The sequence below is a fragment of the Burkholderia sp. MSHR3999 genome, from assembly GCF_000833595.1.
Classification (GTDB): domain Bacteria; phylum Pseudomonadota; class Gammaproteobacteria; order Burkholderiales; family Burkholderiaceae; genus Burkholderia; species Burkholderia ubonensis.
Map to the genome: position 1 here is coordinate 1404075 of NZ_JRFO01000001.1, position 23605 is coordinate 1427679.

14 protein-coding genes are annotated in these 23605 nt (G+C 62.2%); 11 read left to right on the top strand and 3 right to left on the bottom strand.

The genetic code is table 11. The annotated features are described in order from the left end of the window. Positions 1-40 precede the first annotated feature (40 nt). From KY49_RS06630 to KY49_RS06660, 7 genes are all read left to right on the top strand, one after another. Positions 41-1111, top strand: coding sequence for an ABC transporter ATP-binding protein (locus KY49_RS06630; RefSeq protein WP_042583874.1), 1071 nt, complete (start codon positions 41-43; stop codon positions 1109-1111). Next, a complete protein-coding gene (locus tag KY49_RS06635) occupies positions 1104-2000 on the top strand; it encodes an ABC transporter permease (protein WP_042583875.1) in 897 nt (298 codons plus the stop codon). The genes KY49_RS06630 and KY49_RS06635 overlap by 8 nt, the downstream gene beginning before the upstream one ends. Continuing rightward, positions 1997-2791, top strand: a complete 795-nt coding sequence (locus KY49_RS06640; protein ID WP_042583876.1) for an ABC transporter permease — start codon at positions 1997-1999, stop codon at positions 2789-2791. Before KY49_RS06635 ends, KY49_RS06640 begins: the two co-directional genes overlap by 4 nt. Further along, on the top strand, positions 2788-3090 hold the full coding sequence (locus KY49_RS06645; protein WP_042583877.1) for a (2Fe-2S)-binding protein: 303 nt from the start codon (positions 2788-2790) through the stop codon (positions 3088-3090). Before KY49_RS06640 ends, KY49_RS06645 begins: the two co-directional genes overlap by 4 nt. Continuing rightward, complete coding sequence (locus tag KY49_RS06650) at positions 3077-4468, top strand: FAD/NAD(P)-dependent oxidoreductase (RefSeq protein ID WP_042583878.1); 1392 nt, start codon at positions 3077-3079, stop codon at positions 4466-4468. The genes KY49_RS06645 and KY49_RS06650 overlap by 14 nt, the downstream gene beginning before the upstream one ends. Next, positions 4465-5643, top strand: a complete 1179-nt coding sequence (locus KY49_RS06655; RefSeq protein WP_042583879.1) for an NAD(P)/FAD-dependent oxidoreductase — start codon at positions 4465-4467, stop codon at positions 5641-5643. The genes KY49_RS06650 and KY49_RS06655 overlap by 4 nt, the downstream gene beginning before the upstream one ends. A 141-nt stretch (positions 5644-5784) precedes the next feature. After that, complete coding sequence (locus KY49_RS06660; protein WP_042583880.1) at positions 5785-6975, top strand: porin; 1191 nt, start codon at positions 5785-5787, stop codon at positions 6973-6975. A gap of 32 nt (positions 6976-7007) precedes the next feature. Here the strand turns inward: KY49_RS06660 and KY49_RS06665 are convergent, their stop codons facing one another. Then, a complete protein-coding gene (locus KY49_RS06665; RefSeq protein ID WP_052495618.1) occupies positions 7008-8108 on the bottom strand; it encodes a saccharopine dehydrogenase NADP-binding domain-containing protein in 1101 nt (366 codons plus the stop codon). Between the two features lie 298 nt (positions 8109-8406). Between KY49_RS06665 and KY49_RS06670 the strand changes: the two genes are divergently transcribed. Both KY49_RS06670 and KY49_RS06675 read left to right on the top strand, forming a co-directional pair. After that, a complete protein-coding gene (locus KY49_RS06670; RefSeq protein WP_042583881.1) occupies positions 8407-9573 on the top strand; it encodes an iron-containing redox enzyme family protein in 1167 nt (388 codons plus the stop codon). Beyond that, a complete protein-coding gene (locus tag KY49_RS06675; RefSeq protein WP_231636345.1) occupies positions 9509-10114 on the top strand; it encodes a TetR/AcrR family transcriptional regulator in 606 nt (201 codons plus the stop codon). The genes KY49_RS06670 and KY49_RS06675 overlap by 65 nt, the downstream gene beginning before the upstream one ends. A 23-nt stretch (positions 10115-10137) precedes the next feature. Here KY49_RS06675 and KY49_RS06680 read toward each other — a convergent pair whose 3' ends face one another. Then, positions 10138-11181, bottom strand: a complete 1044-nt coding sequence (locus KY49_RS06680) for a cytochrome-c peroxidase (protein ID WP_052495619.1) — start codon at positions 11179-11181, stop codon at positions 10138-10140. Positions 11182-11211: 30 nt separating this feature from the next. Then, positions 11212-11715 (bottom strand): hypothetical protein, encoded by a 504-nt coding sequence (locus KY49_RS38435; protein ID WP_231636346.1) that lies wholly within the window; start codon positions 11713-11715, stop codon positions 11212-11214. 259 nt (positions 11716-11974) lie between these two features. Here KY49_RS38435 and KY49_RS34425 point away from each other — a divergent pair, with 259 nt between their 5' ends. Continuing rightward, positions 11975-18124, top strand: coding sequence for an IPT/TIG domain-containing protein (locus KY49_RS34425; RefSeq protein ID WP_082062307.1), 6150 nt, complete (start codon positions 11975-11977; stop codon positions 18122-18124). A gap of 109 nt (positions 18125-18233) precedes the next feature. After that, positions 18234-23543, top strand: a complete 5310-nt coding sequence (locus tag KY49_RS06700) for an RHS repeat-associated core domain-containing protein (protein ID WP_231636347.1) — start codon at positions 18234-18236, stop codon at positions 23541-23543. Positions 23544-23605 lie beyond the last annotated feature (62 nt).

Below are 23605 nucleotides of genomic sequence, written 5' to 3' on the forward strand. Positions count from 1 at the left end.
GCGGATGCGAGCGGTGTCGGCACGCTTTCCGATAACCATCATGGCTTTTCTTGAACTTCACGCGCTGTCCAAGCGCTACCCGCACGCGACTGCGGTGCACGAGGTGTCGCTCGCGGTGGAACGTGGTGAGTTTCTGTCGCTGCTCGGTCCTTCCGGCTGTGGCAAGACCACGACGCTGCAAATGATCGCCGGTTTCATCGCGCCCACGTCCGGCACGATCCGGCTCGATGGGCGCGACCTCGACGGCACGAAGCCGAGCGCACGGGGCCTTGGCGTCGTGTTTCAGTCGTACGCGCTCTTTCCGCACATGACCGTGGGCGAGAACATCGCCTTCGGCCTGGAAACCCGGCGTGTCCCGGCCTTCGAGCGCGCACGTCGCGTCACGCATGCCCTCGATCTCGTGCGCCTGGGAAGCCTGCGCGACCGTTATCCCGCGCAGCTCTCGGGTGGGCAACGTCAGCGCGTGGCGCTCGCGCGCGCCCTGGTGATCGAGCCACCTGTCCTGCTGCTCGATGAGCCCTTGTCCAACCTCGACGCGAAACTGCGCGAGGACATGCAAGTGGAATTGCGCCGCATCCAGCGCACGGTCGGCACGACGACGATCATGGTCACGCACGATCAGGCCGAGGCGATGGCGATGAGCGATCGCATTGCCGTGATGAACGCGGGACGCCTCGAACAGGTGGGCCCGCCACGGCAGGTCTACGATCGTCCAAGCACGGCGTTCGTGGCGACGTTCCTCGGCAAAACCAATCTGTTCGATGCGCAGCTCGAAGCCGGCGCGAACGGTGCGGCCATCGTCGCCACACGCGGGCACCGGTTCCCGATCACGCCGGTGGCCTCCGCGGCGGGACCGATTCGCGTCAGTCTGCGTCCGGAGAAGATCGCGCTGATTCCCGGTCCCATCGCCGCTGCAGCCAGCGACCTGACCGGCACCGTGCGCATGCGCCTCTTCGGTGGCGACCACTGGCTCTACGAGGTCGAGAGTCCCTTGGGGACGTTGCTTGCCCGCTGCCAGAACGGCGCGGCGCCGATCGAAGAGGGGAAGTGCGTCGGTTTGCACTGGCAGCCGGAGGACCTGCGCATCGTCGAGGGAGGTTCCCATGCATGAATCCTCTCGCCGTTGGCCGGCGTATGCGCTGAGCGCGCCGGCGCTGGTGTTCTACGGGCTGCTGCTCGCCGTGCCGCTCGCGGCCACGGGGCTGCTGAGCCTGCGCGTGGCCGATGCCACGCACGCGACAGGGGTGGGGTTCGGTGGCATGCACTACGTCGCCGTCCTCAGCGATCCGTACTTCCACGCCATCTTCGCGCGCACGTTCGCGCTCGCCACGACCGTGACGGGTGTGTGCGTGGGGCTCGGCACGTGGGAAGCGATCATCCTCTCGCGCATGCGTGCACCGTGGCGCGGCGTGTGTCTCGCGACGATCCTCGCGCCGTTCCTTATTTCGGTCGTGGTGCGCACGCTGGGTTGGGCGGTGTTGCTCGGTGGCGATGGGCTCATCAGCCAAGCACTGCAAGTGATGGGGCTCGCGGACGGTCCCGTGGTACTGATGTACTCGATGACCGGCATGGTGATCGCCCTCGTGCATGTGCTGGTGCCGTTCGTGGTGATCGCGGTGTGGGTCGCTTTGCAGCGCTGCGATCCGGATGTCGAACGGGCCGGCGCCTCGCTCGGCGCGAGCGAGTGGTGGATTTTCCGGCGCCTGGTGTTGCCGCAGATCGTGCCGGGCATCGTGTCGGGCGCGGTCGTCGTGTTCTCGCTCGCGGCCACGTCGTTCGCGACGCCTGCGATCATCGGCGGACGACGCCTCAAAGTCGTGGCCACTGCGATCTACGACGCGTTCCTCGGCACGATGGACTGGCCGCAAGGCGCGGCGCTCGCGCTCACCCTATTGGTGGCAAACCTCGCCATCCTCGCCGCATGGCAACGCCTCGGCGAGCGACGCGGGACGCAATCGGAGCGACCCGTGCCGATGCCGATGGAGGAGGTCACGCCATGAGAAAGAACGGACTCCTGGCGCTTGGCTTCCACGCGCTCTTCCTGCTGTTTCTCGCCGCACCGCTGATCGTCATCGTGCTGGTGTCCTTCACCGCGAAGGGCTATCTGGCGATGCCGTTCGATGGCGCCTCGCTGCGCTGGTATCGCGCGCTGCTGCGCGTGCCGGAATTCGCCACGGCCTTGCGCACCAGTCTCGGTTTGGGCGTCACCTCGGCCAGTCTTGCCCTGCTGCTCGCCGTACCGGCCGCGTTGGCGTTGACGCGCGGGTCGTTTCCCGGGCGCACCGCTATCCATGGTGTGCTGATGTCGCCGTTGTTGATTCCGCACATCGTGCTGGGCGTGGCGTTCCTGCGCTTCTTTACCGATCTCGGCTTCAACGGTCGCTTCGCGAGCCTGGTCGTCGCGCACACCCTCATCGTGCTGCCGTATGCGTTGCGGTTGTGCCTCACGTCGGCGGGCGATCTCGATCATGCGCTCGAACAGGCGGCGATGTCGTTGGGGGCGTCCATGTGGACCGTATTCCGGCGTATCACGCTGCGGCTGCTGGTGCCGGGACTGGCGAGCGGATGGCTGCTCGCCTTCATCCACAGCTTCGATGAGCTGACGATGAGCGTGTTCATTGCCTCGCCCACGCTGACGCCGTTGCCAGTGCGTCTGTACCTGCGCATCGAGGATTCGATCGATCCCACCGTGGCGGCCATCTCGACGTTGCTGATCGTCGGGGCGCTGGTGCTGATCCTCGTGATCGATCGCCTGATCGGGCTGGAACGTCTCTTTGCGGGGTCACGATGAACGTGCCGCTGTTTTCAACGCCGACCGCGGCGACGCGGACCGTCACGATCCTCGTGGATGGCGTACCCGTCGCGGTCCCCGACGGCTTCACGGTCGCCGCCGCCTTGCTCACCGTGCAACTGCCATATCCGTGGCGACGCTCGGCCGTGTCACACGCGCCGCGCGCGCCGTATTGCCTGATGGGCGTGTGCTTCGAGTGCGTCGCCGAGATCGACGGTCAACCGGGTTGTCGCACGTGTCTGACGCCGGTGCGTGCCGGCATGCGCATCACGTTGGGAGGCTCGCATGACCGCGTATGACCTGGTGATCGTTGGCGCGGGGCCGGCCGGCATGGGTGCGGCGGTGGCAGCGCGCGAGTGGCATCTCTCGGTGCTGGTGCTCGACGAGCAACCCGCACCGGGCGGGCAAATCTATCGCGGCATCGAACAGCACGCCGAGCGCCATGCGCGGCTCGATCCCGGTTCCGCGAGAGGCAAGGAACTCGCAGCGCGGTTCCGGGCGTGCGGCATCGAGTATCGGCCCGGTGCATCGGTGTGGTGGGTGGCGGCGGACGGCGAGGTGGCGTTTTCGGTGGACGGGTGCGCGCATCGCGTGCACGCCCGTCGTCTCCTGCTCGCCACCGGGGCGATGGAACGCCCGTGGCCGCTGCCCGGTTGGACCTTGCCCGGCGTGATGACGGCCGGTGCCGCGCAGATTCTCATGAAGACCACGGGCCTCGTGCATCGCGAGCCAGTGTTCGCGGGCTCGGGTCCCTTGCTGTACCTCGTCGCCCTGCAGTATCGGCGTGCGGGTGTGCCGGTGCGCGCGGTGCTGGACACCACGCCGTTCGCGCATTATGCGCAGGCATTGCCATACCTCCCGGCAGCGATGCGTACACCCGCGTACCTGCGTCGCGGCCTTGGCTTGCTGTGGCACTTGCGTCGCGCCGGGACACCGGTGTTCGCCGGCGTGCGCGATCTGCGCGCGCTCGGTCGCGATACGGTGGAAGCGGTTGAATTCCAGCATCGGGGACAACGTCGGCGCTTGGAGGGCGTCACGGGCTTGTTTTTGCATCAAGGCGTCGTACCGCATATCCATGCCGCGCTCGCTGCCGGCTGTGAACGCCGCTGGGATGCCCGCACGGCCTGCTGGCATCTCGTGACCGATGCGTATGGGCGAACCTCGCAGCCGCACGTGTTCGTCGCGGGCGATGCGGCAGCGATCACCGGCGCGGCCTCGGCGCCGGCACGCGGTCGCTTGGCGGCGCTCGCGATCGCGCATGACCTCGATAAAGTCGGCGAAGACACGTTCGCCGCGACGAGCCGGCGCTTGCAGCGTGATCTCGCGCGCGACGCGGCGGTGCGGCCGTTCCTCGACACGCTGTATCGCCCCGCCGACGATTGCCTCGTGCCGACGGACGACGACACGCTGATCTGCCGCTGCGAGGACGTGCGGGTGCGCGACGTGCAGCGCGTCCTCGACGGCGGAAGCCGCGATCCCAATCAGGTGAAAAGCGCCCTGCGTTGCGGGATGGGGCCCTGCCAAGGTCGTCTCTGTGCGCTGACGCTGGCGAATCGGATGGCGAATGCGGTATCCGGCGAGGCAATACCGCTGCCGTTGCGCCCGCGTCCTCCCGTCATGCCGGTGCCGCTCGGTGAGCTCGCGGGACTGCTCGATGAGCCGGAGTCAGCGCGATGACCCGAACGACGGATGTGGTGGTGATCGGCGGCGGGCTGATCGGTTGTTCGACCGCCTTGCACCTTGCGCGGCGCGGCATCACCGTGCGCGTGATCGAGAAGGATTACGTGGCACGGCACGCGTCGGGCGTGAACGCCGGCGGTGTGCGCACGCTCGGCCGTGCGTTGCCCGAATTGCCGCTGTCGGTTGCGGCCAAACGACTGTGGCGCACGTTGCCCGATCTCGTGGGGAGTGACGGCGGCTTCAAGGCGGTGGGGCAGATCCGCGTTGCCGAAAACGCGGAACAACTCGAACGTTTGCGCACGCGTAGCCGCACCGTAGCGGCCTTGGGACTCGACTACCGCGAACACGTGATCGAGGTCGATGAACTCTACGAGCGCTTGCCGGCGCTGGCACCGCACTGCGTGGGCGGCTTGCTGGTGGAGGACGACGGCTATGCGTTGCCGTATCCGATCACGCTGGCGTTCCAGCGTCAGGCCGAACGGTGCGGTGCGCTGATCCATCAAGGCGTGACCGCGGCGAACCCGACGTATGCGCAGGGACAGTGGACGGTGCGCACCTCGGACGGGACGTGCTATCGCGCTCCCACGCTGGTCAATACCGCCGGTGCCTGGGGCGGTCGGTTGGCCGCGGCGCTCGGGGATGCCGTGCCGCTGCAGCCCAACGGCTCAATGCTGATGGTCACGGCACGCATGGCGCCGTTCGTGGGACCGGTGGTGGGCGCGGCCGGCCGATCACTGTCGTTCAAGCAATTTCCCAACGGCACCGTGCTGATCGGCGGCGGTCATCGCGCGGCGGTCGATCTCAACACGAACGGTACGTCGCTGGCCCTCGACGGTCTGGCACGCGCCGCACGTACGGCGATCGACCTCTTTCCGGTGATGCGCACCGCACGCGCCGTGCGCTGCTGGTCAGGCATCGAAGGGTTTTTGCCCGATGGGTTGCCGGTGATCGGGCCGAGCCGCGGATCACCGTCGGCGTTCCACGCATTCGGGTTTTCGGCACACGGCTTTCAGCTCGGACCGATCGTCGGGCAGCTCCTGGCGGAACTCATCAGCGAGGGGCGAGCCTCGTTGCCTATCGATGCTTTTCGCGTTGATCGCTTTGACGAAGTGAGCACCTATGAAGAGGGACACGCCACGGCGCCGCCAGGCATGACCGGCGCTGCCGCGTAACGCCGCAGCGTCCGCACGGATGGGCGCCAGCACGGTGCGAATGCCTATCGATTAGGCATGCGAATGACAGGAGATCGCGCCACGCGTATCGCGGCGCGACGAAGGGTTCATCAACCACCTCACGACGGGGACATCACCACCATGAAACACGGACGTTTCATCGTGGCGGGCAGCGCATTGTCGTTGCTTGCCTCCAGCGCCATGGCGCAAAGCACAGTCACGTTGTACGGCATCATCGACGCGGGCATCTCGTACACCGACAACGTCAAGGGCGGGTCGCTGTGGCAGGAAAGCTCCGGCAAGCTCGGCGGCAATCGCTGGGGCGTCAAAGGTAATGAGGATCTTGGCGATGGACTGTCGGCCATCTTCACGCTCGAAAGCGGTTTTTATTCGACCAACGGCACGCTCGGACAAGGCGGGCGCGAATTTGGACGGCAGGCTTTCGTGGGGCTCGCCAAGCGGGACGTCGGCGCGCTGACGTTCGGTCGCCAGTACGATCCGCTGGCCGATCTCGTTGCACCGTATTTCGGGTCCGGCTTCTGGATACCGTCCACGCACGTCGGTGACAACGACAACCTCGATCAGTCGTTCCGCATCAACAACGCAGTGAAATTCCGCTCTGACGCATTCGCTGGTTGGCGCTTCGACGCGCTCTACGGCTTCAGCAACCAGGCTTCCGGCAGCGGATCACAGGGCTTTGCGAACAACAACGCATGGGCGCTCGCCGTCAACACCACGCAGGGTCCAGTATCGATCGGTGGTGGCTACATGCAGTTGAATCACCCGAACGCCATCAGCAATACGAGTGGTGCCGTGGGCGGTGCGTCCTCGACAACGGGGGATGATTACAGCTCGGGATTTTTCTATGGGATTGACGGTGGCGTGGCACGCCAACGCATCGCCGCAGTCGGCGGTAATGTGGTGTGGGGACCGGCGACCGTGGGGCTCGGCGTCAGTCACGTGCAACTCGACTACAACGACGGCGCGACGCGCAAGCTCACCAACATCGACGCCAACCTGCGCTACCGGCTAAGTGCGCCGTGGATGATCGTGGCCGATTACACCTACACGGACGGTCGCGCCACCGGGTTGCCCGGCACGGGCGGCGCGGACCTCAAGCCCACTTGGCACCAGATCAATGTAGGCATCGATTATCTGCTGTCGAAGCGCACCGAGTTATACGTCACGGCGGGGTATCAGAAAGCGTTGGGCGATGGCACGACGCTGGTCGGCGGACGGTATCGGCCGATCGCCGCGATGACGACGGCCGGTGGTGCTTCCTCGACCAACACGCAATTCACGATCGCGACCGGCGTGCGGCACCGCTTCTGATCGCGGCCATCGATCGATGAACACGACACGCCTCAGCCCCGACATGCTTCGGCGTCACGTGCCGTCTCGTACACGTGCTGGGCGAGATAGAGATCCAGCACAGGTAAGCCCACGCAGGTCACGAGCGCGGGCATGCGATACGGGGTGGTCTCGTCCATAATCTGCCAGAGGTTGCGCACCTGATACGCGTTAGCCATCGACTCCAGGGAGCGTCCGGTGCGGGCGAAGAACAGCGGCAAGCTCTGTGAGCGGCGATGCGCGACGGTGTTGATGTCATCGCAAATCACCGTGCCGGCTTCGAGCATGTAGCGGATCAGTTCGTCCGGTGTTTCATCGCCGCCCAGATGCAACACGATCGATGCGTCGCCGACCTGCCAGGCTTCGAACAGCGGCGCGTTGGCGTTCGAGGCGGTGACGATCAACGTGCAATCGGGGAGCGCGTCAAGCGTGGGCGCGGCGACGAGTGGAAACGCCACATGCGGCGCCAGCCGTGCGACGAACGCGTCGGCACTGGCTTGCGTGCGGCTTCGGATGTACAGCGTGTCGATGCGCTCGGGATGATGGGCGTGCAGATCCTCGACGACGGCTTGGGCCACGCGACCCGCGCCAAACAGAAACACCGAAAAACGCGCGCGCTGGGACAGCAATCGATCGATGACGACGGACGCATACGCCCCGGTGCGTTGCGCCGACAACGTCGAACCATCGAGGATCGCCACCGCCTGCATGGTGAGTTTGTCGTAGAGCAGCACCGTCGAGGTGGATCGCAGATCGCCGTGCTGGCGGTTGTAGCTGTGCGAGCCGACGATCTTTACCGCGCCGTACGAAGGGTTGATGCTGACGAGTGCGCTGAGTTTCCAATTGGGTCGCTCGCCTGCGGCATACGCCGCATCCGCCGCGTCGCCGAGCAGGGCGCGCAATTCGTCGCGCGTCGGCTCCAGTACCGCTTTCGTGCCGTAGGCCTCGCCGTCGCGAAGGGCGCGCAGCGCAGCCCGTACATGCTGCCCCACGACGCGAGGCGCCAACGCCGCGACCGTCACGCGGCTCGCGGCCACGCGCGATAGCGGACCGTGTGGTTCGACCAGCGACCCGTGCGCCGCTCCTGCATCCTCGACTGCCGATGTCTCGCTCATGCATCGCCTCCGGAAAGGCCCGGGAGGGCCTCTAAAGACTAGAACGATTGATCCATTTTTGTGAGGCGCCAGTTCGGACCTTCCGGTCGGGGCTGTCAATGGCTACATGTCATTTTTGTGACAGACGTCGTGTTTTGTTACGGAAAGATGGGGCAAGTTCGCCCTTCCTGGTTAGGGCGCGGTGCGCGCTGGCCAAGACGGCATCGCCATGTGAGGGGCACGAGACGGACGGTGTGTCTAGAACACATGATCCAGTTCGTGCGGAGATTAGGATCATCACCGAGGAGGGCGCCACACGATGTTCATGGATTGGGAAACGCAGACTGGGTCGAAGGCATCCATGCCCTCGGTGTCGCGGGCCGAACTGCTGGCCATGCCGGTCGGTGACGTGATCGTCGCGTTGACACGGTTGCCGCGTGTCGATTGGAGCGTGCAAGACGACGACCGGTTCGCGGCGCGATTGCAGGCGCGTCTCGCCGCCTTGCTGCGTCGCGCCTTCGTAGAGCGGGACGAGGCGGCCTTGGCCGACGTGCATCGGGCGTTGTTCGCGCTGTATGACTTGCACGTGGCAGATCCGGCGATGCCGGCTGTGGTCAACCAGTTCGATCCGCTGTTGACCGGGCTGCGCGGCGCGATCGAACGGCAGTGGCTGGCGGCCGAATACCAGCGGATCGGCGCGGCCCCTGTCTTCGACTCGCCGGACGCGTTGATCGACGCGGTGCGCGGTGCGGTTCAGGCGCATGCGGCGTCCCATCATCCGCTGTTCGACATGCTTGAGACGCACGCGACGCGTGCGCAGCTCGAAGGATTCTTTCGCAGCGACACGGCGCTCAACGTCCGGTTTTTCGATCTGATCGTGATGGCGATGATCGGTTCGCCACCGGAAACCCGCCAGGAACTGGCCTCGAATTTTTGGGACGAAGCAGGGCGGGGCGATCCGCGACACGGCCACGTGCAGTTGTTCCGGCATCTCCTGACCGATGTGGGCATCGCGCCCTCCCGCGACGACTTTGCCTCGCAACTGAGCTGGCAAGGCTTGCGCGGCTACAACCTCTTCATGCTGTGCGCCCTGAACCGGCAGCACTATTTCAGACTGCTGGGCGTGATGGCCGCCACGGAACTGCTCGATCCGCCGCAGTACCGCAAGCTCATCGCCGGGTGCCGCCGCCTTGGCCTCGGGCCATCCATCACGCGCTATTACGACGAGCACATCACGGTCGACGATGTACACGGTGAAGGCTGGCTCGAAAACGTGATCCGGCCACTGACGAAGCGTGAACCCCGTGCCATGTCCGCCGTATGGGTCGGGTGTATGCTCCGACTCGCCAGTTGCGGCGACTACTACGATGCCTTGAGCGATCAGTTGTCGTCGATGACGAGCCCACCGGCCGGGGACGATCATGACCATCACCCACGAAAAAAACGAACTCGCCCGTCGCAGAGCACGCACGAAGGTGCTGGGTAAAGCCGCGGAACTCTTCGGCCGCTATGGCTTTCATGCGGTCAGCGTGCGTCAGATTACGCGGGAGGCCGGGGTAGCCTTCCAGTCGATGTACAACAATTTCGAGGGAAGGGAAAGGTTGGCGAAGGAAGTGCTCGAATGGAGGCACCGTGGGGTGATCGAGGAACTCACTGCGCGCATCGCCGCCGAGGACGGTGTCGATACCAAACTGAAGGCGCTTTTCGACTGGCATGAAGAGTGGTTTACGAGCGAGGTCTTCACGGGATGCCTGTTCGAGCGTGCGATCGGCGAATACGGCCTGAGCGAGCCGGAGTTGTCGGAGGTCGCGGTGCGTCACAAGAAGGCGCTTCTCGCCTTGATCGAAGGTGTCTTGCAAGACGAGTTTGACGCCGGTGAAACGAAGCGGCTCGCCGGCGTGATCCTCATGCTGATCGATGGTGCGACAGCTCATGCGCGGGCGTTTCGCGATCCACGTACGGCGCGCCATGCGTGGCGAGCCACGCAAGCGCTATTGGCCGAGGCCCGTCAGCGCTCCGCACATTGAGAGGGGGTGGTGTTCGTTGCCCCTCACAGCGCGCGCAGGAATTCGGCAAGGTCGAGCCGTTCTTCCACGCTCAGATTCAACGGTCGACCGGCCTGCAGGCTGCGGTAATAGACTTCACGATCGATGGCATCTTCGAGCGTCGGCACGCTGCCATCGTGCATGTAGGGTGCTGTGCGCGACACGCCACGTAACGAGGGTGTGCGAAACAGCCCGATATCCGCGGGCTCCAGCGTAACGTTGAAACGTCCAAGCTGTGCTTCGTCGGCATGCGTCGCTACGCGATCCCCGATCGCACCGCCTTGCAGCGAACGTGCGATCACACCTTCGGTGAGCGTGGGGAGATTCGCAGCGATGCCGTCCATGCCGACGCCGGAGCGGTGATAGGCGTGATCGGTGAATGTTGGCGACGCGCCTTCGAGCCGATGGCATTCGGCGCAACCGGCCTTGCCTTGGAAGAGGGCCAGTCCGAGTTGTGCGCGCGGATTCAAAGCGGTGCGATCACCACGACGATAGCGATCGAAGGCGCTTTCAGCCGAGGTCAGCGAATGGACATAGGCAGCGAGCGCGGTGCCAACCTCGTTGGGCGTGAGCGAATCGCCTCCACCGGGAAAGGCTTGCGCGAAGGCTGTGCGGTACACCCTATTGTGAATGATCCGCTGCAACAGTTCAGTTTGATCGTGAAGGCCCATCTCCACGGGATTGGTAAGGGGATCGAGTACCGCTTGTTCGAGCACGGTACGGCGTCCGTCCCAAAAGAAGGTGGATTCGTTCGCGGCGGCGATGTTGAGCAGGCTCGGTGTGTTGCGTGTACCGGCACGCCTGTATGCGCCGACTGCTACCGCTCGCCCATCGGTATAGCTCTTTTCCGGCATGTGGCAAGACGCGCAGCGCACAGTGCCATCGGCGCTCAGCGACGGATCGTTGAAGAGCTGTTTGCCCAACGCGATGCGTTGCGCAAGCAACGACGCATCCGGTGATTCGTGCGCCGTCGGGCGCAACGCGAAAACCGCGAGCGTGCTCGCCAACACACCAATACCGAGCCACCCGAACCAGCGTATACGCGACATCCTGCGCCAAGCTCCTCACACGCTCTGAAGTTACATGGTTACAACGCGCACGGTCGCGCCGCTGGCCTTGAGCGTGCGGGTCACTGCTGCCTGTTCGGATGCATCGCTCACCACCATCACCACGATGCCCTTCAACGCATCCGCTTTCAGTTGCTTGGCGACATCGCTCAGGAAGGCAGAGGTCTGTTTGGGATCGGGGCCGCCCACGATCAGCATGCCGCCGGGCATGAGAATCGGCCCGATGCTGTGCACGACCGAATCAGTTTCGTTTTGGCGACGCGCATTCGCCGCGACGCTATCGCCCGCCGGAATCACGTAGATGTACGGGCGCATCGCCACGTCTTTGCCGTGCAGCTTGCCTTGTTCAGCGAGGTAGTTGCCCCAGGTGTTTTCGTCGGCCGTCACGGCGGGCTTGGCGGGGCCACTTGCTGCCGCTGTGTTGGAGCCGGTCGTGGCGGTCGGCGTGGAAGGGGTGCAGGCAGCGAGCAGTGCTCCCAGCGTGACGGCGAGCGTCAGACGTCCTAAGCGGTACATGGTCCCCTCGTGATGCGATGGATGCGAAGCGCATCGCGTCGACGGAGCTGACCACCGCCGCGAAGCCGCGTCATCAGACCACAACGAAGGGACGTTTGCCTACCGGGAGTTTCTTCACAGACTCTTCACGTCGACTCTGGTGCGATCAGCGCGTGGTTTCACGCCTCGTTCACGCAATGAAAGAGGTGACTGAGTCCAGGGGTTCACACGTCGAGATCAGGCTGGCCGTTTCCCAAGGAGCGGCAGAAAGGACTGTGCAATGGAGTCGCTGGGGAAGGGCGAGGTGGTAGGTGGTGGTGACCAGGATGGATCGGGCGAAAGGAGGCATGTTCAACGCTCGCTCGATCGATGGTTTCGCGCAAGTCTCATTAGACTACTTTGCCTCGTGCTGCTGGCAGGGGGCTTCGTGCATGCGCAGTCCACGCGCTATGTGTACGACGCCAACGGCCGTGTCGTCGCGGTGACCGCGAACAACGGCGCTAGTGTCCAGTACGGGTATGACACGCTGGGCCAGGCTAGCCAGATCAGTGCTCCGCTTTCGTCGGGGCAACTTGCGATCTTCTCCTTCATGCCCACGCATGGCGCAGCCGGCACGCAGGTCATCCTCCAGGGGCAAGGCTTCAGCAGCACGCTGGCCAACAACCGTGTGAGCTTCAACGGTACGCCGGCCACGGTGGTGTCCGCGACGGCGACGCAGCTTGTCACTAGCGTGCCTACAGGTGCCACGACCGGTCCGATCAGTGTGACGGTGGGCACTCAAACGGCAACGAGTGCATCCGCGTTTGTCGTTGATGACGGCAGCCTGCCACCCACGATCTCTCAGGTGAGTCCTGTTGTCGTAGCCGCGGGTAACACAGTGACGGTTGCCGGCACCCATCTCGAACCGTTGCCAGGTCAAACGACGGTCGCTCTCGGTGCGACCCAGTCATCGTTGTCTACCGCGTCAGATACGCAACTGCAATTTGCAGTGCCTAGCAACGCCAGCAGCGGTCCTGTCGTTGTGCAAACCCCGTATGGGCAGGCGATCAGTTCAAGCACGGTGTTGGTGGTGCCCAATGGCATTACGCCCGCCAACGTTGTGAGTACAGGCGTTGCCACGATCGATAGCGCGCCGGTGTCCTTAGCGATAGGCGCGGCGGGGCAGTCAGGTGCGGTGCTGTTCACTGCTTCGGGTAACAGCTGGGTAAGTTTGCAGGCGAGCGGCATCACCACCACGGCCAGCAATCTCAATTACAGCATTTATGCGCCAGGCAATCTTTTGATCGCAAAGGGCTCCGTTTCCGCAACGACGCCCTCCATCCATTTACCGAGGCTGCCGTCCTTTGGCACGTACCTGGCGATATTTACGCCCGACACGGCCGGGGCGCAGTTGACGGTGGGCGTACAGTCGAATGCCACGGTAACGATGAGTGGACCGACCACCGTTACGACGACAACACCCAGTCAGAGTAATCGGGTGGTATTCAACGCCACAGCGGGTCAAACGCTGGCGTTTGACATTCTGAGTACCAGTACGGCGCCTGCCGGCCAAACCGTCAGCTATACCGTTTATCAACCCGAGGGAGGCATTTTCACAAGTGGTGCTGCTTCCACGACGGGATTGATCAATCTGGCCAACCTTCCTGTTTCGGGTACGTATCAGGTCGTGATGGCGCCTGGAACCGGCGTGACGGGAACCGTGCAGGTGCAGATGCGGCCGGGAGAGATTGGCGCGATCACCGTTGGTGGAGCGGCGGTGCCCTATGCGGCTAAAGCCGCGGGCCAGAATATCTATCTATCCTTCGCTGCGAACTCAGGTGCCAATCTGGAGTTGACGTTCAACAACATCAGCATTGCCGGCGCGTCCTACAGTCGATTTGACGTATCGGTTTACACCGCCTCCGGATTGCAGGTGGCGAGCTACTCGTGCTACGGCACCAACCCAGGCGCGAGCTGCACACAACATCTGTGGTCGCTGGCGGGCGGCAACTACACCGTGGTGGCGACGCCTACCTACGGCGGCACGATCAGCTTCAACGCGCTGCTTACACTTGATGTCACGGGGCCGACAGTGGCCGAAGGTGGTACCGCGAACGTGAGCTTGAATGCAGGCCAAGTAGAGCGATTGACCTTCCAAGCAAATGCCGGCGATAACGTGGCGTTGCAGTCATCGGGCATAGCAACCACACCCACCGGGCAAGGCGTGACCTTCCTGGTCTATCGACCCGATGCGGGACCGATCTCGTCGAGTTCCTCGCCGTACACATCGTTCCGTGTGACCGGTACGCAGTTGTTGAATTTGTCGAACCTGCCGGTCAGTGGAACGTACACGGTGATCGCGGCTCCGGACTACGGATTACCGGCCAGTGGGCAGCTCAGCGTGGTCGCAGGCGCTACCGGAACCCTGACGTCAGGAGGGGCGTCGCAAAGCTATGCGGCGAATGCACCTGGCGAGAACATCTATTTATCGTTCACCGCCACGCAAGGCGCGAACCTGGAACTGACGTTCAATAACCTCAACGTAGCCGGTGCGCCATATAACCAGTTTAACGTCTACGTTTACGCCGCGAACGGAACGCAAGTAGCAGGTTTCGCATGCTATGGCACCAACCCCGGAGCGAGCTGCACACAGCACCTGTGGTATCTGACGGCAGGCACGTACACCGCGGTGGCGACCCCCAGCTACGGTGGCACGATCAGCTTCGGCGCGCTGCTTGCACCCGATGTAATAGGTCCGAGCGTGGCCACCGGCGGCACGTCGAGCTTGAGCTTAAATGCAGGTCAGGTAGAGCGGTTGAGCTTCAACGCCAACGCTGGCGATACGGTGGCGTTGCAGATGTCGTCCATAACGACCACGCCGGCGGGGCAGGGCGTGACCTTCCTGGTCTATCGACCGGACGCGGGTGCAATCACATCGAACACCACGGTATACGCGTCGTTCCACATGAGTGGTACGCAGGTGTTGAATTTGTCGAACCTGCCGGTCAGTGGCGTCTATACGGTGATCGCGGCTCCCGATTATGGATTGCCCGTCAGCGGGCAGTTCAGTGTGGTCGCTGGTGCGGCGGGAACGATGACCTCGGGAGGGGCGTCGCAAACCTACGCGGCTAATGCCGCTGGTGAAAACATCTATTTGTCATTCACCGCCACGCAAGGCGCCAACCTGGAACTGACGCTCAACAACATCAACATAACTGGTGCGACGTCCAATCAGTTCTACGTCTATGTTTACACCGCCAACGGCACGCAGGTCGCGGGTTTCTCATGCTACGGCACGAACCCTGGAGCGAGCTGCACACAGCAGCTGTGGTATCTGACGGCGGGCACGTACACCGTCATGGTGAACCCGAATTACGGCGGCACGATTCGCTTCAGCGCGCTGCTCGAACCCGATGTGATGGGACCCACCGTGACCACCGGTGGTGCGGCGAGCCTGAACTTGAGTGCGGGTCAGGTAGAACGGTTGAGTTTCAATGCGAGTGCCGGTGACACCGTAGCGTTGCAGTCGTCAGGAACAGCGACTACACCAGCGGGGCAAGGCGTGACCTTCCTGGTCTATCGGCCGGATGTAGGGGCGATCACGTCGAACACCACGGCCTACACGTCGTTCCACGCGACCGGCACACAGTCGTGGAATGTGTCGAACCTGCCGATCAGCGGTACCTATACGGTGATCGCGGCGCCGGATTACGGATTGCCGGCCAGCGCGCAATTCAGTGTGGTCTCGGACACGGTCGGCCTACCGCCGACCTATGGCACAGCGACATTGCCGTCCAACGGTGTCGCTCAAAACGAAGGCACCACGACAGCGGGTAAGAACGTCACGCTGACGTTCAACGCCGATGCAGGGGATAACCTCGAGCTGACGCTGAGCAATGTCAGTGTGGCCGGGTCCGGCAATAACTATGTCACGGTCAATGCCTACAGCCCGACGGGAGCGGCGGTAATCGCGACCACGTATTGCTACGTGACCACCACGAGCAGTTGCAGAGTGCCGCTCTGGAACTTGGTGGCAGGTACCTACTCCGTGGTCGTCGCACCGCCGGATAACAGCAGCACCATCAGCTTCAATGCCGTGCTGCAACCGGACGTCATCGGGTCCGCGTTGGCGGCGAACTCACCGACGACCGTCACGCTTGGAAGCGGTCAAGTGGAACGGTTGACCTTCAACGCGAACGCGGGCGATACGGTGGCCTTGCAGTTGTCAGGAGTGAGCACGACGCCGACAGGACAGGCCGTGTACGTCAACGTCTACCGTCCTGACACGGGTGCGATCGTCACGACCAACTACTACACATATCTGAATACCACCACGTCGACGATACTGAATCTGCCCAACTTGCCGGCGACAGGTGCCTACACGTTGGTGATGTACACCATCGCGGGTGTGCCAGCGAGCGCGCAGATCACCGAGTTGGTGGGCGTCACGGGTACGATGCCTGCAGATGGCACGACGCAAACCTACAGCGTTCCGGCCAAAGGACAGAATGCCTACCTGACGTTCAACGCCCATACGGGGGACAACCTCGAGCTGACGCTGAGCCATGTCAGCGTGACCGGCTCGGGCAGCAACTATGTCACCGTCAATGCCTACAGCCCGACGGGGGCGGCGGTGGTCGCGACCACGTACTGTTACATCAATACCGCAAGCAGTTGCAGATTACCTCTCTGGAACTTGGCGGCGGGAACTTATTCCGTTGTCATCGCGCCACCGGATAGCAGCAGCACGATGAGCTTCAACACCCTATTGCAACCGGACGTCATCGGTTCCGCGTTGGTGGCGAACACGCCGACGACCGTCACGCTGGGAACCGGTCAAGTGGAACGGTTGAGCTTCAACGCGAACGCAGGTGACACGGTGGCCCTGCAGCTGTCAGGAGTGAGCACGACGCCGGCGGGACAGGCCGTGTACGTCAACGTGTATCGCCCGGACACGGGCGCGATCCTCACGAACAACTACTACACGTATCTGAATGCCACCACGTCGGCCATCGTGAATCTGCCGAATCTACCGGCGACAGGCGCCTACACGCTGGTGATGTACACCATTGCAGGCGTGCCAGCGAACGCGCAGATTACCGCGTTGACGGGCGTCACAGGGACGGTGCCCACCAACGGCACTGCGCAAAGCTACAGCGTTCCGGCTGCAGGCCAGAATGCCTACCTGACGTTCAACGCTCATGCAGGAGACAACCTCGAATTGACGTTGAGCAATGTCAGCGTTAATGGGGCGAGCAGCAACGGCAACTATGTAACGGTGTATGCCTATGACCCGACAGGTGTCGCTGTCCTGGGGAATACCACCTGCTTCGTTGGCACAGCGGCAGGTTGCAGAGCAGCGCTCTGGAACCTGAAAGCAGGCACGTACTCGATCGTGGTGGTGCCGCCCGATACGAACAGCGCCATGAGCTTCAACGTGATGCTGCAGCCGGATGTCATCGGTCCCGCGCTGGCGCTGAATACACCGGCGAACGTCACACTGGGCACAGGTCAGGTGGAGCGGTTGACCTTCAACGCGAGTGCGGGGGACACCGTGGCCTTGCAACTGTCGGGCGTGAGCACGACGCCGACAGGACAGGCTGTCGGCGTCGCGATTTACACCCCGGCGAGTCAAATCGTTCCCAGCACGAGCTACACGTCCCTGTCGACGACAACGTCAACGGTACTGAACGTATCCAACCTGCCGTTGACGGGAACCTACACCGTGGTGGTCTACACGGGGTCGGGTGCGCCTGCGAGCGCACAGGTCACGTTGGTGCCCGCGGCATCCGGCAACGTTTCGACGACGGGCTCCCCAGGCAATTTTGCCGCGTCCGTCGCGGGCCAGAATGTGGCCTTCAACTTCAACGCCAACCCCGGCGATAACCTGGAACTGTCTTTGAATAACGTCAGTGCGGTGGGCGCGAGTACGAATGGTTTTGAAGTGATGGTCTACGGCCCCAATGGCAGCTACGTGACGAGCTTTGCCTGCTACGCCGCCAGCCCTGGATCGAGTTGCTCCCAGCCGTTGTGGAATCTCGCGGGCGGCGGCTACACCGCCATCGCGATACCCACGTGGGGTGGAACGATCAGCTTCACCGCGCAGATCCAACCGGATTTGACCGGCCCTGCCTTGGTGGCCAATACGCCTGCGACCGTGACCCTGGGGGCGGGTCAAGCCGAGCGTTTGACGTTCAACGCGACGGTGGGCGCGAACCTGACATTGCAGCTCTCGAACGTGAGCACGACACCCTCCGGCCAAGCGATGTCGGTAAGAGTGTATCGGCCCGATGTCGGCACCATCACGCCGGCGAACGACTATGCGCAATTCAGCGCTACGGGTTCAAACGCGCTGAGCCTAACGAACCTGCCTGTCACGGGGAGCTACACCGTGGTTGTAAGTATCAGTAACGGGTTGCCCGGTAGCGGACAGCTCACGTTAGTGCAGTAGTGAGCGCACCAAACACGATTTGGCGTTGCAGTGGATCGGCGTAAGCAAGCCTGGACTGTTCAAGGAGTCTGTAATGAAAGCGGGACGGATGGCGTTGGGACGAGTAGGAATGATCGCTCTGATAGGCATGGCTGCATTGAGTGCAGTGGCCTTGTCGTTGTCCCGCATTCCGGTATCCGAGACAGTGACCGTTGCGGGCCATCGTTGGGTCCTTCCTTCCTCGTCGGAAGTCAATCGCACGCTGCTGCCCGACGGTCGTCTTTTTGAGATCCATGGCGCGGATGGCTTTGCCTACGTGATCGACGACACCACGCGCCGGGCGATTCAGCTTCCTGAGATCCGCCGATTTGCATCGGTGACTGTCATGCCGACGGGCCAGGTGTTGCTATGGGGCGGTGTCGACGCACGGGGCGACGTATTGAATACCGGTGAATGGTTTGAGCCGACAACCGAGCGTTTCGTGCGCGCCAACGCACTGGGTTTGCCCGCGCGTGCCGGCCACACACTGACGGTGCTGACGGATGGCCAACTGCTCATGACAGGCGGCTGGTCCGCCAACGGAATACCTGCAACGACGGCGATGCTATGGCAACCGCAGTCGCGTCAGATCACGGTGTTGTCGGGCGAGCCAGATCAGCCGCGCTTGGCAGCAAACGCAGGACTGCTCGCGGATGGCACTGTGCGCATTGATGGCGGTGTGGATGCCAAAGGCCAGTCCGCGCATGCCTCGTGGTACTTCGATCCGACGACCAGTGTGCTGAATACCGGCAAGCCACCGGCATCGATGCACGCCGGCGCCGCGATCAGCGCTACGTTTCCATCCGCCGACGTGACGGCCGCGCCGATTCAAGGGCCGTTCGTGGTGCGTTTCGCCTCGCCCGTAGACATTCACCAGTTGCGTGCACACACAATCACGTTATTGGGACCGGAAGGTGCCGTGCCGGTGCACGTGGTGGGTGCGGAGGGTGGCCGATTGGCCTTTGTGCAGCTACCGGATGATCTCTTTCCCGGTTCGCGTTACACACTATTTGTGCAGGGTCTGCATACGGCAGCGGGCGCCGCCATCCCTTATACGGCGGTCGGTTTCACCACGGCGGGCCTCAGTCAAACGGGTGTGGCGGTGGCGGGTCGAGGGCATCGCCCGACGCCGGATGCAAACGCCGATCAAGCCTCGACATTGCCGCCGCTTTACCTGACGGCAGGCGGCGGTGATGTCGATTGTGCGAATCACAGCGGTCATACGTTATGTCGCGATCGTAGTTTTGTTCGCGAGGGTGCCTGGTATCCCGGTCAGAACAACGTGCCCAACGCTTCCGGCGCACATTGGCGCCTTTACCAGTCGCATCAGAGTCTGCCCGATACGCGCGAACTGGAAGCGAAGCTGACCAAGGGCACCACGGCCTTGATCGGTCAGGTACGCCAAATCGATGAGACGCCCGTTGCCAACGTCGATGTAAGCGTAGGCAACCTTAAAGTGAAAACCGATGCACAGGGCGTGTTTGTGCTCAGCGGGTTGCCGGCCGGAAGGCAGGAGGTGTTCGTCGATGGCCGCTCTGCCAGTCACGGCAATGTCCAGTATGGCCGTTTCCTGGTGGGGTCCGACATCAAAGCCAACACCATCGATCACATGCCCTTCGTGATGTATCTGCCGCGGGTACTTCCACGCGACGAAATTGCGTTGCCGTCACCGACGACACGCGAACTCGTACTGACGCATCCGGAGATGCCCGGTCTTGAATTGCACATTCCCGCAGGCACCGTGTTCAAGGATCACGAAGGGCATGTGTTGACGCATATTGCCATCGTGCCCACGCCCGTCGATCACGCACCGTTCCCGTTGCCCGATAACTTCCCGATGTACTTCACCATTCAGCCCGGTGACGCGGTGGTGCAGGGGCTGACTCCGGAAGCGTCGAAGGGCATACGCGTGGTGTACCCCAACTACGGGCATGAAAAAGCGAACACGCCCGGCAACTTTTGGGTTTACGACATCCAGAAAGGTTGGCAAATGTACGGCGGCGGTCATGTCACCGCCGATGCGCAACACTTGGTGCCTGATCCGGGGGTATCTCTGGTGTGGGCGATCGGTGCAGGAGCCTCGCTCGCAAGCGGCAATGGTTCCAATGACATGACGCTCTGCAATGAATCGCGATCGCAACCTGTCGATTTGCAGACCGGCACTTTTTTTCACGAATGGGACGATTTCTCCATTCGCGATGTTATGCCATTGACATTGGTGCGCGCTTATAACTCGGCGGATGCGAATTCGCATATGTTTGGCGTGGGTGGCAACACCAATTACGGCATTCACCTCTATAGCGCCAATGGATTCATCACCCCGCAACTGGTGCTGCCTTGCGGTCAGGGTGTCGCCTTCAATCTGGCGAGCGGCATCCCGAACAACCTCAACGGCGATGTTTGGGTGCATACCGGTACGAACTCGGCTTTCTTTGGGGCGACGTTGCAGCACTTCAGTACCTCGATCGGTGAATACTGGCAGATCACACGGAAGGACGGCACAGCGTACGGCTTCCAGAGCGATTCACCGAACTTTCTCCTGTGGGTACAGGATCATTTTGGCAACCAGATGCAGATGACCTACAACGGTGGTCTGCTTGAACGGGTGACGTCACCCAGCGGCCGTTCCATCACGTTCAATTATGGCAGCGGCAACAGCGTCACCAGCGCCGTGGACAACACGGGCCGCACGATCAGTTACGCCTACAACAGCACCGGAACGCTGAGCACGGTGACCTATCCTGATCAGACGACCGAACACTACACCTACGACAGCGCTAACCGACTGCTGACCATGCAGGACCGGCGTGGCCATGTATGGGTCACCAACCAGTACGACGCCAATGGTCGCGTGACCAAGCAGACCCTCGCGGATCAGAGCTACTACCAGTTCGCCTATACGACGGATAGCGGGAACAACGTAACGGCCGCGACCGTGACTGATCCGAATGGTAATCAGGAGCGTATGGCGTTCGATCCAGTCAGCAAGTATCCATCCAGCGATACTTACGCCTACGGCACTTCGCTGGCACAAACCACGACGTATGTTCGTGAGCCGTCGGGATTGGTCGATTCGCAATCGGATGCTCTGGGGCGTACCACGGCCTACACCCATGATGCGTTGGGTAATGTCACGAGCGTCACTCGCCTGTCCGGCACGTCCAATGCCGTCACGACGCAATTCACCTACACCAGCGACTATAACCAGCTCGCGTCGGTGACCGATCCGCTGGGGCATGTCACCAGTTTAAGTTACACCAATGGCTGTCTGACCCAGGTCACCGATCCTTTAGGCCATAGCACCGCGATTCAGTGCAACGCGGCCGGCCAGCCGATCGCTGTGCAGGATGCCTTGAGCAACACCGTGAGCTTCGCCTATCAAGGTTACGACCTGCAAAGCATCACCGATCCGCTCAGTCGCACCACCAACTATGTAGTGGATACACTCGGCCGCCGTATCGCCACGCGCGACGCGCTGGGCAACGTCACGCTCACCCAGTACGACACCAACGATCGCGTGGTTTCCGCCACCGATGCGTTCAACCAGACCACCACCCTCAACTATGACGGCAACGGCAACCTGCTGAGCGTGGCGCTGCCCAACAAGGGCGTGATCAATTACACCTACGACAACCGTAACCGGCTGATTACCCGCACAGACGCAATGAATCAGAGTGAGTCGTGGACGTATAACGGCATGGGTCAGGTGCTCACCCATGCCGATCGCAAAGGGCAGGTGATCGACGTCAGCTACGACGCGCTCAACCGGCGCAGCCTAGTGTCTTATGCAGATGGTTCCGGCATCCAGGCCAGCTACGACGCTGGCAACCGCATCACGAGCTTGGTGGACTCCACCAGCGGCACACTGAGTTGGGGCTACGATGGTCTCGACAGAGTGACGAGCACGAGCACTCCACAAGGCAACGTTAGCTACACCTATGACGCGGCAGGGCGGCGCACCAGTATGACCGCGGCTGCCCAGGCGACTGTCAATTACACCTTCGACAATACGAACCGGCTCACGGCAATCACGCAAGGCAGCGAGACGGTGCAACTGGCGTATGACGCCGACAACCGTCGGACCACACTCACGTTGCCCAATGGCATTTCGGTTAACTACGGCTATGACAACGCGAGTGAGCTGACGGGGCTGACTTACACGCGGAGCAATGGCAATGCGCTAGGCAACCTGGCTTACGGTTACGACGCCGACGGCCGGATCATCAGCAAGAGCGGAACCTTCGCGACGGATGTGTTGCCGACCGCCACCACGCAGCCGGCGACGTTCGACCTCAATGATAGAAAGACGAGCTTCAATGGTCAGGCATTGACGTATGACGCGAATGGCAACCTGACCGACGATGGCACGAACACGTACACGTGGAATGCCAGGAACCAGCTCACTCAAGTGAGCCAGAACGGTGTGGCTCAGCTCAGTTATACCTATGACGCGCTTGGTCGTAGAACGAGTAAGACGGTGCAAGGCGGAACACCGACGCAGTATCTCTACGATCGCTTTAATGCGGTGCAGGAGACACAGGGCAGTGGGATTAACCCGATCCTCAATGGTCTCGCTATCGATGAACGTTTTGCACGCAATGACGTGACGGGAAGGACGTATTTCCTCGCGGATGGATTAGGAAGCACGATTGCGCTGACCGATCCGACAGGTGCGATCCGGGAGCAATACAGCTATGACCCGTATGGCAATGTAACGCCGAGTGACACCACAACAGGGTTCACGAATCCGTACCAGTACACAGGGCGAGAGGCGGACACGGCAGGTCTCTACTACTACCGTGCGCGCTACTACAGCCCAATGATGGCTGGCTTTATTAGTGAAGATCCGATCGGATTTGGCGGTGGTCAGTTGAGTTTTTACGCCGGCTTCGGTGGGGATCCGATCATGTATCGTGATCCGCAGGGACGCGAACTTGGCTTGGCACTCATAGGCGGAGTGATAGGTGGTGCTTGGGGGCTTTATAACGGGTACGTATCTGGTGATAGTGACTGGAAAACACTCGGGCTTGATTTCCTAGCTGGAGCAGGCACAGGAGCTTTGGCTGGACTAACCAATGGAGCATCGCTCCTCGAAACAGAGGGTGGAGCGATGGCAGCACGTGCAATCTTGAGCGCGGGTATTGAAGCCACTCACCAAATTGTGAACGCATCCTTGCCTTGCCATCACTGGGATGAAATTAATTACGTTGATATCGCTGCTGCCGGCGCAGGTAGTGTGTTTGGAGATGGATTGTCGGGCGGTGCAGAGGGAGCAGGTCTAAACAAGTACGTTTCCGGTGCGCTGGGAAGTGCGTTTGGGGGCTCGTGGGGGTTGCCAAACTCTGAAGTAAAAGGTGGGCAAGGGGCTGATGATGAGAGCTGCGGGTGTCAGGCCCAATAGGACATAAAAGGTGAAAGTTCTGAAGAGGCTGGCTAAGGGTGTCCCTCTGAAGCATATTTAGG

What these genes read in the sequence shown, in the direction of transcription:
- KY49_RS06630 (WP_042583874.1), top strand. Translation starts at nt 41, where the DNA reads ATGGCTTTTCTTGAACTTCACGCGCTGTCCAAGCGCTACCCGCACGCG.
- KY49_RS06635 (WP_042583875.1), top strand. Translation starts at nt 1,104, where the DNA reads ATGCATGAATCCTCTCGCCGTTGGCCGGCGTATGCGCTGAGCGCGCCG.
- KY49_RS06640 (WP_042583876.1), top strand. Translation starts at nt 1,997, where the DNA reads ATGAGAAAGAACGGACTCCTGGCGCTTGGCTTCCACGCGCTCTTCCTG.
- KY49_RS06645 (WP_042583877.1), top strand. Translation starts at nt 2,788, where the DNA reads ATGAACGTGCCGCTGTTTTCAACGCCGACCGCGGCGACGCGGACCGTC.
- KY49_RS06650 (WP_042583878.1), top strand. Translation starts at nt 3,077, where the DNA reads ATGACCGCGTATGACCTGGTGATCGTTGGCGCGGGGCCGGCCGGCATG.
- KY49_RS06655 (WP_042583879.1), top strand. Translation starts at nt 4,465, where the DNA reads ATGACCCGAACGACGGATGTGGTGGTGATCGGCGGCGGGCTGATCGGT.
- KY49_RS06660 (WP_042583880.1), top strand. Translation starts at nt 5,785, where the DNA reads ATGAAACACGGACGTTTCATCGTGGCGGGCAGCGCATTGTCGTTGCTT.
- KY49_RS06665 (WP_052495618.1), bottom strand. Translation starts at nt 8,108, where the DNA reads ATGAGCGAGACATCGGCAGTCGAGGATGCAGGAGCGGCGCACGGGTCG.
- KY49_RS06670 (WP_042583881.1), top strand. Translation starts at nt 8,407, where the DNA reads ATGTTCATGGATTGGGAAACGCAGACTGGGTCGAAGGCATCCATGCCC.
- KY49_RS06675 (WP_231636345.1), top strand. Translation starts at nt 9,509, where the DNA reads ATGACCATCACCCACGAAAAAAACGAACTCGCCCGTCGCAGAGCACGC.
- KY49_RS06680 (WP_052495619.1), bottom strand. Translation starts at nt 11,181, where the DNA reads ATGTCGCGTATACGCTGGTTCGGGTGGCTCGGTATTGGTGTGTTGGCG.
- KY49_RS38435 (WP_231636346.1), bottom strand. Translation starts at nt 11,715, where the DNA reads ATGTACCGCTTAGGACGTCTGACGCTCGCCGTCACGCTGGGAGCACTG.
- KY49_RS34425 (WP_082062307.1), top strand. Translation starts at nt 11,975, where the DNA reads ATGGAGTCGCTGGGGAAGGGCGAGGTGGTAGGTGGTGGTGACCAGGAT.
- KY49_RS06700 (WP_231636347.1), top strand. Translation starts at nt 18,234, where the DNA reads ATGATCGCTCTGATAGGCATGGCTGCATTGAGTGCAGTGGCCTTGTCG.